Source organism: Halorubrum sp. SD683, assembly GCF_002135045.1.
Classification (GTDB): domain Archaea; phylum Halobacteriota; class Halobacteria; order Halobacteriales; family Haloferacaceae; genus Halorubrum; species Halorubrum ezzemoulense.
Window position 1 is genome coordinate 1 of sequence record NZ_NEWJ01000062.1, and the last position, 15,814, is coordinate 15,814.

Here is a 15,814-nt window from a genome sequence, read left to right on the forward strand (position 1 = left end):
CTATGACTCCTAGCTCGATCAGCTGCCGAAACATCCCGCCGAACGCTGACTCAGTGGAAGACATATCGCCAGATTAGAACTGTCTGAGTGTAATTATACGGGCTTTCCGCGTTTCTACATAAGAGCGAGGAGACTTTACGTTAGAAAATAAATCTGTCGCTGGCGATCAGTCCGCAGACATTCCGCGACAGCGACGTCAGGAGTGCTTTTTGAGGGGTCACCACGACGGCGGCGAGAAGCCGGCGTCTTTGAGGATCGGCTTCCATCGCTTTTGAACCGAGAGCCGCGAGACGTCCATCGCGTCGGCGACGGCGGACTGCGAGCGCTCCTCGCCGCGGATCAGACTGGCGGCGTAGAGGCTGGCGGCGGCCGCGACGCGCTTCCCCCGGTCGTCGTCGGGCGCTCGCGAGAGGAAGAGGTCGACCGCGGTCGAGCGCGTCTCCGCGTCCAAATCGAGCGAGTCGCACGCCTCCTCGACCAGTTCGATCCACGCTTCGTTGTCGACTCGGTCGCTCGCCCGGTACACGCCCCGGTGTAGTCGAGCGAGGAACATAAACGGCCGCGGTCGCCGCACCGGTACCGGCGCCGCTCCGCGGAGCCGACGGCGATCGCGTGCCCCGGACCGGGGGCGGCCACTCCCGAGCGCGGCCGCCGCCCTGAAGTCGCCCGCACACGTAGCGCGCGTATGTCGACGCAGACGTGGGACGAGATGCGGGTCCGAGCGCTCCACGACGACCTCGTGGCGCTGTACGAGCCGGTCGACCGAGTCGCCGAACACGGCGCGGACCCCACCGCCGAGCCGGGCGAGGGCGTCCGACAGCTGGTGACGACGATCCTCTCGCAGAACGTCGCCGACGAGAACACGCGGCGCGCGTCGGAGGCGCTGTTCGACCGGTACGACGACTTCGCGGCGATCGAGGCCGCCGACCACGAGGAGCTGCGGGAAACGATCCGCGTCGCGGGCCTCCCGGACCAGAAGGCCGCGCGCATCCAGCGCGCGCTGACCGCGATCCGCGAGGAGACAGGCGGGGCGTACTCGCTGGCGTTCCTCGACGCGCTGCCGACCGAGGAGGCGAAGGCGTGGCTCACCGAGATCAAGGGCGTCGGGCCGAAGACCGCCAGCGTCGTGTTGAACTTCCACTTCGGGAAGCCGACGATGGCGGTCGACACCCACGTCGAGCGCGTCTCGAAGCGGTTCGGGCTCGTCCCGGAGTCGGCGTCGAACGAGCGCGCCCACGACGTGTTGGACGAACGCGTTCCCGACGAGCTGATCTACCCGCTCCACGTCCTCCTGATCCGGCACGGCCGGGCACACTGCTCGGCCCGCAACGCCGACTGCGACAACCCCGTCTGCGAGGCGTACTGCGACTGCGAGTTCTGCGAGTGAGGCCGCGGTCCGCCCCGCCGTCGCTTGGCCGCGTCGCGTCGGTAGCCGCGTCGACGCGATAGCTGGCCCCCGCGGCGTCCCGCGGACGCGGGACGCTGCCCGCGGTGCGCGAGACAAACCATTAGCGGCTCCCGGACGAAGCGTGTGTATGACACCCACGACCGTCGTCGCGGGAGTCGGTCCGGGGCTGGGATCCTCCGTGGCCCGCCGGTTCGCCGCCGACGGCGACGATGTCGCGCTGTTCGCTAGGTCGAGCGACTACCTCTCGTCGACCGCCGACGAGATTCAGGCGGAGACGCCCGGCAGTACCCTCCCGGTCGAGACGGACATCGCCGACCCGACGGCGGTCGCATCGGCATTCGAAACCGTTCGAGACGCCTTCTCGCCGGTCGACCGCTTGGTGTTCACCAGCGGGTCCCCGTCCGCCGGCGGCGGGATCGTAGACGTGGATCCGGCCGGGTTCCGCGACGTGATCGACACGCGTCTGCGCGGCGCGTTCCGGTGCCTTCGCGAGGCGGTCGACGACATGGTCGACGAAGGCGGTGGAACCGTCGTCGTGACCAGCTCCGGCCAGTCTCGGCGCCCGTCCGAGGACGTCGCCTACGCGGCGGCGCGCCACGGGACCCGCGGGCTCGTTCGCTCTCTCGCCGCCGACCCGCGGCTCGGAGAGGCCGACGTACAGGCGGTTCACCTGATCGTCGACGGCTGGATCGACAAGCCGTCGCTCCGCGATCGGTATCCGGACCACGACCGTTGGATGGAGCCCGACCAGATCGCCGAGCGAATCCACGATATTGCGACGACGCCGGGGACGGTTCACGCGAACGAGATCGACCTGCGACACCCGCGGGACGAGCCGTCGTTCTGACCGGTCGCCGTCTTCCCGCGGCGGTCGCATCCCTCGAACCCGTAACGACAGGTATTTTTGACGTAGCCGGTCTACGAGTTACCGCGCGCGGGTTGCCGAGCCAGGCCAAAGGCGTAGCGCTTAGGACGCTATCCCGTAGGGGTCCGCCGGTTCGAATCCGGTCCCGCGCATTCGTCTCCGAGCACTTCGCGAGGAGAGCAGTCCGACGTAGTTTTACTTGATACCGAGCGAAGCGGTGGCGCTTACCACACGCTTCCCCGATACAAGAACTGGAGGTGGTCGGCCGTCTCGGGCGGGACCCCCATCTCAACGAACATTTCTCGGAAGGCGGCGCGGACGGCGTCTTCCTCGAACGTCCGGGTTGCGCGCGTCTGCGCGTCGACCGCCACGCCGCCGTGGTAGTCGACGTGAACGCGGTAGGTGTAGCCGTCGACCTCGCGCGTCACGGTCGCGCGGGAGAGGACGAACTCGGCGCTGCCGAGCCGCTCGTCGCCAGCGTGATAGACGCGCTCGTGCCAGCCCGACCCGGGCGTGGAGGTCGCATTGACGGTCGTCGCGCGCGCCGTCAGGTCGTCGTAGGCGGCCCGGAAGGCGACCGGCTCGTCGACCTCGACGCTCGGCGTGCTCGCGCCGGGCTCGGTCGGGTCGCCCGTGCTGACCGCCGTTTCGATCTCCTCGACGTACGCCGCGGCGGTCGCCTCGTCCATCTCGAACAGCAGCGCGAGCCGGTCGACGAGCCACTCCTCGGGCGGCAGGTCGTCGACGGTGAGGTCGCCGTCGGCGTCGTCCGGGAACAGCGTCACGACGGTGATCCCCTCCTCGGCGTGGAACGTCGCCCACAGTCGGGCCGCCGACGCGTGGTCGTACGTGACTCTGAACGCCTCGTACTCCGGGCCGAGGTCGGCGTCGAGGTCGTCGATCCCGGTCGGGTGGAACCCGCTCGATCCGACGCGTTCGACCGCGTAGCCGGCCGCGTCGGCTCGCTCCAGCGTATCCTCGTAAGCGAGGTCGGGGACGGTCACGCCGTCCGAGGTGTACGACGCCACGTCGGACCCGACCAGCACCCCGGCGAAGACCGCGTACGCGGCGGCGACCGCGACGACGGTCCCGACGACGGCGACGGCGACCGGTCGCAATTTGTTCACACTACTGATACGTTCCGCGAGGAGATAGCTGTACCGTCGTTTCCGGTGAACCGCTATCGCCGTTTACAACGGTCCGCCGCCGCTCACAGCGGGCCGTCGTCGACGAATCGCGCCGGGACCAGCTGACGGAGGCGCCGCGACGGGCCCGCGGAGAGTCCGCTAACGAGGAGGAAGCCGGCGAAGATGACGCCGAATCCGACGAGCGACCGCACCGAGAGCGTCTCGCCGAGCAGCGCCCAGCCACCCACCGCGGAGACGACGGGGACGAAGTAGAACAGGAGATTCGCGCGCGTCGCGTCGGTCTCGTCGATCAGCGCGAAGTACGCGAGGTACGCGATCGCCCCGGAGAAGACGCCGACGTACAGCAGCGCCGCGATCGCGACGGGCGGCACCGACAGCCCGGAGACGGACTCCCCGGCGCCGATGCTTAGCGCGTGCGAGAGGGCGGCCGCCAGAGGGACTCCCCAGACGGTGCGGGCAGTGCTTGACAGCGTCGCGTCGGCCCGGCGGATCAGCACGGCGCCGAGCGCGCTCGTCACGGCGGCCGCGAAGAGCAGCGGGACGCCGAGGCCGCCGGCGAGCAGCGCCGAAGGGTCGGGATCGGCGACGAGGGCGACGCCGAACAGTCCGAGGCCCATCCCGACGAACCCGCGGACCGAGAGGCCGTCCTCGCCGAGCAGGACCGCGGCGAACACCGGCGTCAGGATCGGATTCAGGCTGAAGACGACGGCGGCCACGCCGCTCGTCACGTACTGTTGTCCGACGAACAGCAGGGCGTTCGTCAGCCCGATGACGAGCACGCCCGTCGCGACGATACCGGCGACGTCGCCGACGGTTCGGGGGCGCAGTTCCGCCCGCGAGAGTCGCGTCGCTGCGAACACCGCGAGGACGACTGCGCCGATGTCGAACCGGACGGCGACGAAGAACAGCGGCGGGAGGTGTGCCAACCCGGCCTTCGCCGCGACGAAGGTGCCACCGAAGAGGAGGGCCGAGACGGAGAGCAGGGCGCCGGTGCGTCTGGTGAACACGTTACTGCGACACCCGCGTTAAATTGTCGAACGAACGATCGGATTGGAACGAGCTTCTCGGCACAAACAGATGTAACAGTCGGAGACCTATAACGAAATCCGAAAAATATTCCACGACGGGAAACGCGCAACACGTCGTGCCGATCGTTCACGGCGTGAAACCTCAACGGTGAGCGAAGCCGGTTTATTCCGGTGGACGCTTGATCGCGCATGGAGGCCCCGCTCGAGGAGATCGAGTTCCTCGCCCGCTCGACGAACCGCGTCGAGGTGTTACAGCTGTTGGCGTCGGCGCCGCAGACGCGGGCGGACCTCGCGACCGCCACGGGGGCGTCGCAAGCGACCCTCGGTCGGATCCTCGAGGACTTCGCCGACCGGTCGTGGGTCAGCCGCGACGGTGAAGAGTACGTCGCCACCGCGACCGGGGAGTTGGTGGCCGAGGGCGTCGAAGAGCTCGTCGCCCTCCTCGAGACGGAGGCCAAACTGCGGGACGTGGTGGCGTACCTGCCGACGGCCGAACTCGGGTTCGACCTCCGCCGTCTCGCCGACGCGACCGTGACCGTTCCGACGCGGACGCGACCGAGCGCGCCGCTCCAGCGCGTCCTCGACGCGATGGCGGGGGCGACGACGCTGCGCGCGTTCTCACACACGCTCAACGAACAGAGCCTCGCGACGGCCCGGGACCGGGTGGCCGCGGGCGAGCAGACGTTCGAGGCGGTGCTCTCGGCCGGCGCCATCGAGGCGCTCGCGGCAGACGACGTCCTCTGGAGGCGGCTTCGAACGCTGGCGGAGAGCGACGACGCGGAGATCCGCGTCCGTCGCGAGGAGGTCCCCGTCGCGGTCACCGTCGCCGATGACACCGTGTACCTGCTCGTCCGCGACGACGGGGGCATCCTCCGGGCGTCCCTCCACACCGACGATCCGGCGGTGCGCGAGTGGGCGGACCAGGCTTTCTCGGGGTACTGGAAGGCGTCCGACCCCTTCGACCCGACGGCGTTCGAGGAGTGAGTCCACGGATCCGGACGGCCGCGGCCCCGTCGCGGTTTGGGAGACGGGTCACGCGTCGACACCGTCGGTCCGACCCGGCAAAACCCACTTGTCCGCGGTACGCGTACCAGCGGTAATGGCCCCTCACGACGCGGAGTTGGCGATCGAGACGTGGCGGTTCCGGGACCGAGCGCTGCCGCGCGTGCCGCCGTCGGGGTGGGGGACGACCGACCGCCTCCGCGAGGCGGTGTGTCGCGCCGTGGCGTGTTCGGTCGACGGCGTCGAGCGCGTCGAACCGTTCTCGGGACCGGCGACCGAGCGCGAGCGCTTCGACGCGACCGTGACCGCGGACTCGATAGACCACGACCTCGTGCGCCTCGTCACGCCGGCGTCGGAGAGCGACGGAGAACAGAAGGAGTTCAGCGAATCGACGGAGCAGTTCGACCTGGACGAGGCCCTCGACCGGCTCTGACGGCCTCGGTGCGGTCGCTACTCGTCGTCCGGCGACGACACCCGCACGACCTGCTTGCCGATGTTGTCGCCGGAGAACAGTCCGAGGAACGCGTCCGGGGCGTTCCCCAGCCCGTCCACGACGCTCTCGCGGTGTTCGAGGTCGCCGCTCGCGACCCAGTGGGCGAGTCGCTCGCTCGCCTCGCCGAACCGCGTCGCGAAGTCGCCGACGAGCAGTCCCTCGACCTTCGCTCGCACCGGGATCAGCTGCGGGAGCTTCCGTGGTCCGGTCGGGACCGACTCGTCGTTGTAATGGGCGATCTGCCCGCAGACCGCGACCCGCGCGTCGATGTTCAGTCTCGTGAACACCGCGTCGGTGATCGGTCCGCCGACGTTGTCGAAGTAGACGTCGACCCCGTCGGGCGCAGCCTCGTCGAGCGCGGCGCGGTAGTCGTCCGTCGTCTTATAGTTGATCGCGGCGTCGAAGCCCAAGTCCTCGGTGAGCCACGCGGTCTTCTCGTTGCTGCCGGCGAACCCGACCACGCGGCAGCCGTTGCGCTTCGCGATCTGTCCGACGACCGAGCCGACCGCGCCCGCCGCCCCGGAGACGACGACCGTGTCGTCGGGCTTCGGCTCGCCGACTTCGAGGAGGCCGAAGTAGGCGGTCCGCCCGGGCATGCCGAGGACGCCGAGGTACGCCTCGGGGTCGGCGATCGCCGGGTCGACCGGGGCGACGTCGTCGGCGTCGAGCGTCGCGTAGTCGGCCCAGCGCCCCTCGCCCGTCACGAGGTCGCCCGCCTCGTACGCGTCGCTCTCGCTCTCGACCACCTCGCCGACGACGCCGCCTCTGAGCGCGTCGCCCACGTCCCACGGCTCGGCATACGACTCGGCGTCGCGCATCCGGCCGCGCATGTACGGGTCGACCGAGAGGTACCGGATGCGGACGAGCAGTTCGCCCGGTGCGGGCGAGGGAACGTCTGTCTCGCGCAGTTCGAAGCTGTCCTGATCGGGCTCGCCGGTCGGCCGCTCGGCGAGAAGCCACTCGCGGTTGGTGTTCGTCACGGCTCCCATTGGGGTATCGGACCGAATAGGGTTTGGACCCCAGCAGCCGTCGTGGGGATCCGGAAGCCGTCGGAGGCGCGGCGATTGGCGGTCCGGGGGTGTAGCGGTCCAGCGGTCCGGAGAGGGGCCGGCTACCCGTCGCCCAGCGGGATCCGCAGGCGGCCGTCGAGCAGTTCGCCGCCGAGCCCCTCGACCGCGGTCCCGAACGCCGCGGAGCGCTCGGCGACCGTCTCTCGGACCCACTCGGCGACCTCGTCGTCCGCCAGCGCCGCGGCCTCGTCGGCGATTTGGGTCGGGACGACGTCGAGGGCGACGAGGTCCCCGTCGCGGACGACGAGTTCGAAGAGCGCGCTCCGCTTGTTGTACACCCCCTCCCGGTCGCGGTAGCTGACGTAGTCGTCGACGAAGTCGCCGGCGTCGTAGACGATCGGAGACCCATCATGTACCTCGACGCCCTGGAGGACGTGCGCGCTGTGGCCGTGGACGACGTCGACGCCGAGTTCGACGAGCCAGCGCCCGAATCGCTCGTGGACCGCGCGCGGTTCGGTCTCCCAGTTCGCGCCCCAGTGGAGCGAGGCAACGACGAGGTCCGGGTCCGCCTCGGCGACGCGGTCGAGTGCGTCGCCGACGAGAGCGCGCGTCTCGCGCACACCGGGGTCGAGCCGCGCGAACGCCGTACCCGGGTCGGCGTCGGTCGCCGCGAACGCCGCGGACTGGTCGGTGAGGCCGAACGCGGCCACGCTGAGGTCGCCCGCCTCGAACGTCGCTGGGGCGAGCGCCCCGGCGGCGTTTTCGCCGGCGCCCGCACGGGCGATTCCGGCGTCGGCGAGGTGCCGCCGAGTGTCGCGGAGGGCCGGCTCCCGGTAGTCGAGGACGTGGTTGTTGGCGAGCGAGACGAACGACGCCCCCGCCGCCTCCAGCGTGGGCACCGCGAACGACGGCGGCGACCGGAAGTAGTACGTCTTGTCCGGCCAGCGGTCGCCGTGGTCGGAGACGCAACACTCCAAGTTGCCGACGAGCGCGTCGAGGTCGCGGAGCCGCGGGAGCGTCGACCCCCAAACCGCCGTCGGATCGTCGGCGTCCGCCCAGCGGTCGGCGACGCTCCGTCCGAGCATCAGGTCGCCGACGAGGCCGATTCGGGCGGCGGTTCCGTTTCCGGCGTCGCCGTCGGTGCCGCCCGCGTCGGCTCCGCCGCGGTCGTCAGCGTTCGCGGGCGAGGAGCCCCCCGCACAGCCGGCGACCGCGCTGACTCCGGCGACGCCGGAGGCGAGGACCGTCCGACGGGTGACCATCGTCCGGGGTCTCGGCGAGCGGCGACTTCAACGCTCCGGACGGGGCAGAAGGAGGGGAGAGAGGCGTCGTCGGGAGCGCGTCACGCGACGGCGACGCCGTTGCGCGTGAGGTAGTCGCTCGCGGCCTTGATTTCGACCGGGCTGCCGATGATCCGGTACCGTTCCGCCGTCTCGACGACGGTGACCGTGAACCGGTCTTCGAGGCACTCCCGGTGGCCGTCGAGCGCGTGGCGCGGGAGGACGATCTGCGTACTGTCGCGGAGGCTCGACGGATCTGGCATTCGGCGTGCCGAGTGATTATTCGTCGTCGATATAACCGTGTCGAAGTATCGGCGCGCCAACCACTCGTTCGGCGGCGACGCCCCCGTTCGCGGACCGCTGTCGGGCGATTCGATTCGCGGCGGCGACCCGACGACGGCCCGGCGATCCGAAGGAACACCTTTAACGAGCCGAGCGGCCGAGAGACGGGTAATGGGACTGGAGGAGGAAATCGAAGACCTCCGCGAGGAGATCGCCAACACGCCCTACAACAAGGCCACGGAGGCCCACATCGGGCGCCTGAAGGCGAAGCTCGCGGAGAAAAAGGAGAAGCTGGAGAACCAGTCCTCCGCCGGCGGCGGCCACGGCTACGCGGTCGAGAAGCACGGCGACGCCACGGTGGCCTTGGTCGGGTTCCCGAGCGTCGGCAAGTCGACCCTCATCAACGCCCTCACCAACGCCGACAGCGAGGTCGGCTCCTACGAGTTCACGACCCTCGACGTCAATCCGGGCATGCTGCAGTACCGCGGCGCGAACATCCAGATCCTCGACGTGCCGGGGCTGATCGAGGGCGCGGCGGGCGGCCGCGGCGGCGGGAAGGAGGTCCTCTCGGTCGTCCGGACCGCGGACCTGGTCGTGTTCATGCTCTCGGTCTTCGAGATCGAGCAGTACGACCGCCTGCGCGAGGAGCTGTACGCGACGAACATCCGCCTCGACACCGACCCGCCGAACATCAACATCCGGAAGACCCACAAGGACGGGCTCGGCGTGACGATGAGCGACGACGTGAGCCTCGACGAGGAGACGATCAAGCAGGTCCTCCGCGAGTACGGCTACGTCAACGCGAAGGTCACCATCCCCCACGACCTCACGATCGACGAGCTCGTCGACGCCGTGATGGACAACCGCGAGTACCTCCCCTCGATGGTCACCGTCAACAAGGCGGACCTCATCGAAAAGAGCTACCTGCCGACCGTGAAGGAGGAACTCCGCGACCGCGACCTCGACCCCGACGACGTGCTCTTCATCTCGGCCGAGAAGGAGCTCGGCCTCGACGGGCTCAAAGAGCGGCTCTGGGAGGAACTCGGGGTTATTCGGATTTATATGGACAAGCCGGGGCGCGGCGTGGACTACGAGGAGCCGCTCATCCTCTTCGAGGGCGACACCGTCGGCGACGCCTGTACGAAGCTGGGCGGCGAACTCGACGAGCGGTTCAAGTTCGCGCGCGTCTCGGGCGAGAGCGCCAAGCACGATGACCAGCAGGTCGGGAAGAGCCACGAGCTGGCGGACGAGGACGTGCTGCGGATAGTCGCGCGGAAGTAGATTTTCGACCTGACGGCGGCAGTAAAGCCGCTTGAAGTTCCATCCTTCGTGAGACACGGCCAGCGAGTCGACGGGGACTGCCGCCAAAGCCCCAGCCGCGTCGGCCGGCCGCCGCTTCGCTCCGGCCGCCCGACACCAGCGAGGGACCGTCGGTCCCTCTGGCAGCCGGCGCGTAGCGCCGGCGACCTCGCACGCGCTCCTCGCGCCCCATTGGCGCTCGGAGGCGCGCGCCACCGCACCATCGGACCGGCTCATATTCGATACGTCTCCGCGCCCGACCGAAAGGCGCTTTTCGCGGGGCCGCGACCGTCGGGTATGCTCACGGTCGCGCTCGCGGGCAAGCCGAACGCCGGCAAGTCCACCTTCTACACCGCCGCCACGATGGCCGACGTCGACGTCGCGAACTACCCGTTCACGACCATCGACGCCAACCGCGGGGTGACCCACGTCCGGACGCGCTGCCCGTGTCTCGACCGCGACGAGCGCTGCGAGAACGAGAACTGTCGCGACGGGAAGCGCTACGTCCCGATCGAACTGCTCGACGTGGCGGGACTGGTCCCCGGCGCGCACGAGGGGAAGGGCCTCGGCAACCAGTTCCTCGACGAACTGACGAACGCGGACGTCGTCCTGAACGTCGTCGACGCCTCGGGGGCCACGAACGCCGAAGGCGAACCGGTCGAGGTCGGGAGCCACGACCCCCTCGACGACGTGGACTTCGTCGAGGAGGAGATGGACCTGTGGCTCGCCGGCATCGTCGACCGCAACTGGGAGAGCGTCGAGCGGAAGTCGCGCTCGCCGGACTTCGACCTCGAAGCCGCGCTCTCGGACATGCTCACCGGCTTCGGCGCGACCGAGCGGGACGTGACCGCGGTGCTGCGCGGCTTGGAGTACCCCGACGATCCGAAGGCGTGGACCGACGACGACCGCGAGGCGCTCGCGCGGGCGGTCCGCCGGCGCACCAAGCCCATCGTCGTCGTCGCGAACAAGGTCGACGCGGCCCCCGACGACGCGGTCGAGCGGATCCGCGAGGGGACGGACAAGCCCGTGGTCCCGGCGACCGCCGACGGAGAACTGGCACTGCGCCGCGCCGCCGACGCCGGCGTCGTCGACTACGACCCGGGCGACGAGTCGTTCGAGATCGTCGGCGACGTCTCCGACGACCAGCGCGCCGGCCTCGACGCCCTCCGCGAGTCGATGACGGCCCACGACGGAACGGGCGTTCAGTCGGCGCTGAACGCGGCCGTCTACGACCTGCTCGACCGGATCACGGCCTACCCAGTCCAGGACGCCGGCAAGTGGACGGACGGCACGGGCAACGTCCTCCCGGACGCGTTCCTCCTGCCCGCGGGGTCGACCCCGCGGGACCTCGCGTACGCGGTCCACTCGGACATCGGCGAAGGGTACCTCCACGCGGTCGACGCGCGCGCTTCGCGCCGGATCGGCGAGGACCACGAGCTGACCGAAGGCGACGTGGTGAAGATCGTCTCGACCGCCGGACCCTAATCGGGACCGCGGCGGGCGTCGGTGGGCGCATCGCCCCCTCGCTTCACTCCACCGACCGCGCGTACGTCACCTGCTTGGGCTCGAAGCCCGCGTCCCGGTAGAAGCGCCGCGCGCCGTCGTTGCCCCACTCGCAGGAGACGGTGAGGTAGTCGCGGTCCGCCTCGCGGGCCAACTCCTCGACCCGCTCGACGACCGCGGTGCCGTACCCCTCGTTCCGGTGTTCCGCGTCGATTTCGAGGTTCACGATATCGAGGTACCGGCCCCGCTCTCGGGCGGGCCGGGTGCCCGTTTCGAGGGTGGTGAACCCGACCGTCTCGCCGTCGACGGCGACGAGGTAGTCGGTCACCGACGGGTCGTCGAGGTGCGCGCGGAAGCCGTCGTCCGCGACCGCCCCGGCGTCCTCGTGGCGTATCTCGTTCAGCGACGAGTACGCCTCCATCGCCGTCGCGAGGTCGTACCACCTGTCGGCGAGCGCGCCGAGGTCACCCTCGTCGGCTTCGACGAGTTTCATGTCGGCTCGGCGTGGCGAGGAGTCTTCAGCCTTGGCTCCGCGTGCGACGGCGTCGCGTGCCTCGGCCCCCGTCGCCCGCCGCCGTGCGACCGACAGGCACATCCGGATCGCCCGAGACGGACGGGTAGAGAGCGGCCATGCTCGGGCTCGAACACGACTTCCGGATCGTCGACACCCGCGCGACCCTCGACCCCGACGAGTCGTCGGTCGCCACCCACGGGCGGGACATCTCGCCGGAGCGACTGGAACGGGAAATGCTCCAGGCCGGGATCGTCCGCGCGGTCGCGAGCCCCGGCCAGCGCGCCGCCGGGCGGAGCTACCTCCGCGCGAACAACGCGGTCGCGCGCCTGTCGATCGACCGCCCGTTCGTCGCGTTCGCCCGGCTCAACGGCCCCCGCGACCCGGGGACCGGGCCCGTGTCGGCGGTCCGGAACCTCCGCGCCGAGCGCGGCGACCACCACGCCCGGCCGGACGACGTCGAGCAGTACTCCTACGACGACCGCTTCCACGGCTTCACGCTGGCCCCCCACGTCGACGGGCTGCCGAACGAGGACGTGCTGACGCGGCTGGAGGACGCCGACCTCCCACTCTTCGTCCACGCCGGCCGGAAATTCCCGCCCGAGGCGGTCGAGACGGAGCTGCTGGACTACGACCTGCCGGTCGTGCTGGGGAGCTTCGGCGGCTACCCGCTGGACGCCGACCTGATGAACGAGACGCTGGACCTGCTCGACGAGTACGACCGGGTGTACGTCGACACGAGCGCCGTGCGCTACCGAGAGGTGCTCGAGCGCGGCGTGTTGGAACACCCCGACCGCGTCCTCTTCGGCTCTGGGGCGCCCGACGTCCACCCGAACGTCGGCGTGATGGAGGTGCTCACGCTCGACGTCTCCGAGGACCTGATGCGTCGCGTGCTGGCGAAGAACCCCGCCCGGCTCGTCCCGGCGCTCGCCGAGGGCGCCGACGTCTGAGGCGGGAGTCCCGGGCTCCGCCTTCGCCGCCGAAGCGACGGCCACTTGTCGCGCCGCGGCCGACCGGCGAGCATGAGCGACGCAGACGCCCCGAGCGAGCCCGCCGCGGGCGACGCCCTCGACGACGGCGAGCGCGACGTCGACGACACCCACGTCGAAGTCGTCCGCGCGACGGGCCACGAGCACGTCTCCGCCGAGCACGCGAGCACGTTCGAACTCACGACCGACGACTGGCTCACGCCCGCCGGCGACTGTATCGTCGGCGTCGAGGCCGACCGGACCCCCCGAGACTTTTCGGCCGAGTTCCGCGAGGCGTGTCGGGACGCGGACGCGACGATCGAGGCGACGCTCGTCGTCGACGCGGGCGACGAGACGTTCGAGCAGACGATCACCGGCCGAGGCGACCCGGACCTCGCGCTGCTCGACGACCGCTCGATGGTCGGTCGGACGAGCGACTACACGGACGACGAGCGGACGATCCTCGTCGACGGCGACGGCGCCGCCGCCGACCTCGACCGCGACCTCGTCGCCGCGCTGGCCGACGGGGCCGACCTCACGCTGCGGCTCGAAGTCGAGCCCGCCGAGTGACGCGGCCGGCCACGCCGTCGTCCACGAATGGCTAAATCGGGAGCTCGGCGTCCGCCCCGACCACGCGGTCGGGCTCGGCGGGCGCGCGCCAGTCGGTCGTCCGCTCCAGTAGCTGTACCACCATCCGGCCCGTCACGCCCCAGACGGTGTAGCCGCCGACGTGGAAGTAGTGGACGCGGTGGTCGCCGTACTCCGGGTGGTCGACGCGGCGTTCCGACTCGTAGTTCGCGGGGTCGGTGAGCGCGTCGACCGGGAGGACCGCCACCTCCGCGACCTCCGACTCATCCGGGACGTACTCGCGGTCGGGTGCGACGCCGACGAACGGCCGGACCGCGTACTGCGACGAGGTGCGCGTGTCGTCGAGCCGGCCGATCACGTCGACCTCCGACGACCGCATCCCGACCTCCTCGTCGGCCTCGCGCAGCGCGGTGTCCGTCAGCGTCCGGTCGATCGGCTCGCGGCCGCCCCCGGGGAAGCTCATCTGTCCGGGGTGCTCGCCGAGGTGCGCGGCGCGCTTGGTGAACAGCAGGTGGGCGTCGCCGTCGCGCGCGATCACCGGCGCCAACACGGCCGCCTCGCGCCGCCCGGCGAGCGACTGCGGCGCGTGGCGGCGCACCCCCGACAGGTCCATGGGCGACGTAGGCGACGCGAGGCGGTTAACGTTTCCCCGGATTCCATCTGTGCGGGACGTGATCGGGGTACACGTTCGGGGCGGACGCGGCGCTGCGGTCGGGTTCGGACCTTTTAAGCCCGCGACACCCGCTTTCGAGAGTAATGAGCGACGACGACCAAGAGCTCGGGATCACCGAGTCCAAGACGCACAACACGGGCGAGTGGTACGCCGAGGTCGTACGAAAGGCCGGCCTCGCCGACTACGGGCCGGAGGGGATGAGCGGCTTCATCGTCACCCGTCCGCGGGCGTACGCGGTCTGGGAGCGGCTCCAGGGGTTCCTCGACGCGAAGTTCAAGGACACCGGCGTCCAGAACGCCTACTTCCCGATGTTCATCCCCGAGTCGTACCTCGAACGGGAGAAGGACATCGTCGAGGGGTTCGATCCCGAGGTGGCGTGGGTCGACGAGGCGGGCAACAAGGAGCTCGAGGAGCGGCTCGCGGTCCGGCCCACCTCCGAATCGATCATCACGCCGTACATCAGCCAGTGGGTGCGGAGCCACCGCGACCTCCCGCTGCGCGTGAACCAGTGGTGCTCGGTCGTGCGCTGGGAGGCGACAGAGACGAAGCCCTTCTTCCGGACGAAGGAGTTCCTCTGGCAGGAGGGCCACACGGCGCACGCGACCCGCGAGGACGCGTGGGCGGAGACGATGACCCGGCTCGACCAGTACGAGTCCGTCTACGACGACCTGCTGGCGATGCCCGTCCTGAAGGGGCAGAAGCCGGACCACGACAAGTTCCCCGGCGCGGACACGACGACGACCGTCGAGGCGCTGATGCCCGACGGGAAGTCGGTCCAGGCGGGCACCTCCCACCACCTCGGGCAGTCGTTCGCCGAGGCGTTCGACATCACCTACTCGGACGAGGACGAGGAGGAGCGCGTCGCCCACACCACCTCGTGGGGGCTCTCGTGGCGCGCGCTGGGCGCGCTGATCATGACCCACTCCGACGAGCAGGGGCTCGTCTTGCCTCACACGGTCGCGCCCACGCAGGTCGTCGTCGTCCCCATCTGGCAGGAGGACACGAAAGAAGACGTCCTCGACTACGCCGAGGGCGTGGCCGACGACCTCGACGATGCCGGGATCCGGGTCGAGCTCGACGACCGCGACGAGCGCAACCCCGGCTTCAAGTTCAACGAACACGAGCTCAACGGGATCCCTCTCCGGATCGAGATCGGTCCCCACGAGGTCGACGACGAGGAGCTCACGCTGGTCCACCGGCCCGACGGCGAGAGCGTCGAGGTCGACCGCGAGGCCGTCGCCGAGACCGTCCGCGACCAGTTCGACGAGATATACGCCAAGCTGTACGCGACCGCGGAGGAGACCCTCGACGACGGCGTGCGCGAGGCCGACGACCGCGCCGAGATCCTCGGCACGCTCGGCCAGCACGGCGGCTACGTGAAGGCGCCGTGGTGCGGCGACGAGGCCTGCGAGGAGCCGATCAAGGAACCGATGGCCGCCGAGATCGTGATGGTCCCGTTCGACGACGAGGACCCCCTCGCCGACGGGGACCACGAGGAGACGTGCGCGATGTGCGACGACGCCGCCGAGCGGACGGCGTACTTCGCGAAGACGTACTGAGTCGCGACGGCGCGTCCTCCGCGGAGGCGACCCGCAGTTGTCATACGGTCGTGCGTTAATTTCTACCGTCCTCAAGGGCAGAGATAGTTCCAGATGATCGGTTCCGTGATCGTCGGCAGTCCTCGTTGAATCTGCCGTTTCAGCGTCGAAAGATCTGGTATGAGGCGGTGCTTGAACCATTCATTGAGACGATCCCA

17 protein-coding genes and 1 tRNA gene are annotated in these 15,814 nt (G+C 70.0%); 10 read left to right on the forward strand and 8 right to left on the reverse strand.

What is annotated here, in order from left to right; all coding sequences use genetic code 11:
• Window positions 1-217: 217 nt before the first annotated feature.
• A complete protein-coding gene (locus B9G49_RS12825) occupies window positions 218-526 on the reverse strand; it encodes a cyclin (protein ID WP_086216629.1) in 309 nt (102 codons plus the stop codon).
• A gap of 159 nt (window positions 527-685) precedes the next feature.
• Here B9G49_RS12825 and nth point away from each other — a divergent pair, with 159 nt between their 5' ends.
• The 3 genes from nth to B9G49_RS12840 all read left to right on the forward strand — a co-directional run bounded on the left by nth (window position 686) and on the right by B9G49_RS12840 (window position 2,425).
• Window positions 686-1,387, forward strand: a complete 702-nt coding sequence (gene nth, locus B9G49_RS12830) for an endonuclease III (protein WP_049932813.1) — start codon at window positions 686-688, stop codon at window positions 1,385-1,387.
• A gap of 148 nt (window positions 1,388-1,535) precedes the next feature.
• Complete coding sequence (locus B9G49_RS12835) at window positions 1,536-2,255, forward strand: SDR family NAD(P)-dependent oxidoreductase (RefSeq protein ID WP_086216630.1); 720 nt, start codon at window positions 1,536-1,538, stop codon at window positions 2,253-2,255.
• 85 nt (window positions 2,256-2,340) lie between these two features.
• A tRNA-Leu gene (locus B9G49_RS12840) sits at window positions 2,341-2,425 on the forward strand.
• Between the two features lie 72 nt (window positions 2,426-2,497).
• On the opposite strand, the gene B9G49_RS12845 is transcribed toward B9G49_RS12840, so the two are convergent.
• Window positions 2,498-3,400, reverse strand: coding sequence for a hypothetical protein (locus B9G49_RS12845; RefSeq protein ID WP_086216631.1), 903 nt, complete (start codon window positions 3,398-3,400; stop codon window positions 2,498-2,500).
• 83 nt (window positions 3,401-3,483) lie between these two features.
• Entirely contained in the window at window positions 3,484-4,428 is a 945-nt protein-coding gene (locus tag B9G49_RS12850; protein WP_086216632.1) for a DMT family transporter, read from the reverse strand.
• A gap of 210 nt (window positions 4,429-4,638) precedes the next feature.
• Between B9G49_RS12850 and B9G49_RS12855 the strand changes: the two genes are divergently transcribed.
• Window positions 4,639-5,433, forward strand: coding sequence for a winged helix-turn-helix domain-containing protein (locus B9G49_RS12855; RefSeq protein WP_086216633.1), 795 nt, complete (start codon window positions 4,639-4,641; stop codon window positions 5,431-5,433).
• 115 nt (window positions 5,434-5,548) lie between these two features.
• Window positions 5,549-5,884, forward strand: coding sequence for a hypothetical protein (locus tag B9G49_RS12860; RefSeq protein WP_049932818.1), 336 nt, complete (start codon window positions 5,549-5,551; stop codon window positions 5,882-5,884).
• Window positions 5,885-5,901: 17 nt separating this feature from the next.
• Here B9G49_RS12860 and B9G49_RS12865 read toward each other — a convergent pair whose 3' ends face one another.
• The 3 genes from B9G49_RS12865 to B9G49_RS12875 form a co-directional block, all read right to left on the reverse strand.
• Window positions 5,902-6,924, reverse strand: coding sequence for an NADP-dependent oxidoreductase (locus B9G49_RS12865; protein WP_086216634.1), 1,023 nt, complete (start codon window positions 6,922-6,924; stop codon window positions 5,902-5,904).
• A 131-nt stretch (window positions 6,925-7,055) separates the two neighbouring features.
• A complete protein-coding gene (locus B9G49_RS12870) occupies window positions 7,056-8,216 on the reverse strand; it encodes a CapA family protein (RefSeq protein ID WP_086216635.1) in 1,161 nt (386 codons plus the stop codon).
• An 80-nt stretch (window positions 8,217-8,296) separates the two neighbouring features.
• Window positions 8,297-8,497: a hypothetical protein gene (locus tag B9G49_RS12875; RefSeq protein ID WP_049932821.1), complete on the reverse strand. Its 201-nt coding sequence runs from the start codon at window positions 8,495-8,497 to the stop codon at window positions 8,297-8,299.
• 190 nt (window positions 8,498-8,687) lie between these two features.
• Between B9G49_RS12875 and B9G49_RS12880 the strand changes: the two genes are divergently transcribed.
• Both B9G49_RS12880 and B9G49_RS12885 read left to right on the forward strand, forming a co-directional pair.
• Window positions 8,688-9,797: a GTP-binding protein gene (locus tag B9G49_RS12880; RefSeq protein ID WP_049932822.1), complete on the forward strand. Its 1,110-nt coding sequence runs from the start codon at window positions 8,688-8,690 to the stop codon at window positions 9,795-9,797.
• A gap of 315 nt (window positions 9,798-10,112) precedes the next feature.
• Window positions 10,113-11,300: a redox-regulated ATPase YchF gene (locus B9G49_RS12885; protein WP_086216636.1), complete on the forward strand. Its 1,188-nt coding sequence runs from the start codon at window positions 10,113-10,115 to the stop codon at window positions 11,298-11,300.
• 43 nt (window positions 11,301-11,343) lie between these two features.
• Here the strand turns inward: B9G49_RS12885 and B9G49_RS12890 are convergent, their stop codons facing one another.
• Window positions 11,344-11,811 (reverse strand): GNAT family N-acetyltransferase, encoded by a 468-nt coding sequence (locus B9G49_RS12890; protein WP_086216637.1) that lies wholly within the window; start codon window positions 11,809-11,811, stop codon window positions 11,344-11,346.
• Between the two features lie 137 nt (window positions 11,812-11,948).
• On the opposite strand from B9G49_RS12890, the gene B9G49_RS12895 reads away from it, so the two are divergent.
• Both B9G49_RS12895 and B9G49_RS12900 read left to right on the forward strand, forming a co-directional pair.
• Complete coding sequence (locus B9G49_RS12895; protein ID WP_086216638.1) at window positions 11,949-12,779, forward strand: amidohydrolase family protein; 831 nt, start codon at window positions 11,949-11,951, stop codon at window positions 12,777-12,779.
• 72 nt (window positions 12,780-12,851) lie between these two features.
• A complete protein-coding gene (locus tag B9G49_RS12900; protein ID WP_086216639.1) occupies window positions 12,852-13,367 on the forward strand; it encodes a DUF371 domain-containing protein in 516 nt (171 codons plus the stop codon).
• Between the two features lie 31 nt (window positions 13,368-13,398).
• On the opposite strand, the gene B9G49_RS12905 is transcribed toward B9G49_RS12900, so the two are convergent.
• A complete protein-coding gene (locus B9G49_RS12905) occupies window positions 13,399-13,998 on the reverse strand; it encodes a CoA pyrophosphatase (protein ID WP_049932827.1) in 600 nt (199 codons plus the stop codon).
• A 143-nt stretch (window positions 13,999-14,141) separates the two neighbouring features.
• Between B9G49_RS12905 and proS the strand changes: the two genes are divergently transcribed.
• Entirely contained in the window at window positions 14,142-15,617 is a 1,476-nt protein-coding gene (proS, locus tag B9G49_RS12910; protein ID WP_086216640.1) for a proline--tRNA ligase, read from the forward strand.
• Window positions 15,618-15,814: the final 197 nt, after the last annotated feature.

What these genes read in the sequence shown, in the direction of transcription:
- nth (WP_049932813.1), top strand. Translation starts at nt 686, where the DNA reads ATGTCGACGCAGACGTGGGACGAGATGCGGGTCCGAGCGCTCCACGAC.
- B9G49_RS12835 (WP_086216630.1), top strand. Translation starts at nt 1,536, where the DNA reads ATGACACCCACGACCGTCGTCGCGGGAGTCGGTCCGGGGCTGGGATCC.
- B9G49_RS12855 (WP_086216633.1), top strand. Translation starts at nt 4,639, where the DNA reads ATGGAGGCCCCGCTCGAGGAGATCGAGTTCCTCGCCCGCTCGACGAAC.
- B9G49_RS12860 (WP_049932818.1), top strand. Translation starts at nt 5,549, where the DNA reads ATGGCCCCTCACGACGCGGAGTTGGCGATCGAGACGTGGCGGTTCCGG.
- B9G49_RS12870 (WP_086216635.1), bottom strand. Translation starts at nt 8,216, where the DNA reads ATGGTCACCCGTCGGACGGTCCTCGCCTCCGGCGTCGCCGGAGTCAGC.
- B9G49_RS12875 (WP_049932821.1), bottom strand. Translation starts at nt 8,497, where the DNA reads ATGCCAGATCCGTCGAGCCTCCGCGACAGTACGCAGATCGTCCTCCCG.
- B9G49_RS12880 (WP_049932822.1), top strand. Translation starts at nt 8,688, where the DNA reads ATGGGACTGGAGGAGGAAATCGAAGACCTCCGCGAGGAGATCGCCAAC.
- B9G49_RS12885 (WP_086216636.1), top strand. Translation starts at nt 10,113, where the DNA reads ATGCTCACGGTCGCGCTCGCGGGCAAGCCGAACGCCGGCAAGTCCACC.
- B9G49_RS12890 (WP_086216637.1), bottom strand. Translation starts at nt 11,811, where the DNA reads ATGAAACTCGTCGAAGCCGACGAGGGTGACCTCGGCGCGCTCGCCGAC.
- B9G49_RS12895 (WP_086216638.1), top strand. Translation starts at nt 11,949, where the DNA reads ATGCTCGGGCTCGAACACGACTTCCGGATCGTCGACACCCGCGCGACC.
- B9G49_RS12900 (WP_086216639.1), top strand. Translation starts at nt 12,852, where the DNA reads ATGAGCGACGCAGACGCCCCGAGCGAGCCCGCCGCGGGCGACGCCCTC.
- B9G49_RS12905 (WP_049932827.1), bottom strand. Translation starts at nt 13,998, where the DNA reads ATGGACCTGTCGGGGGTGCGCCGCCACGCGCCGCAGTCGCTCGCCGGG.
- proS (WP_086216640.1), top strand. Translation starts at nt 14,142, where the DNA reads ATGAGCGACGACGACCAAGAGCTCGGGATCACCGAGTCCAAGACGCAC.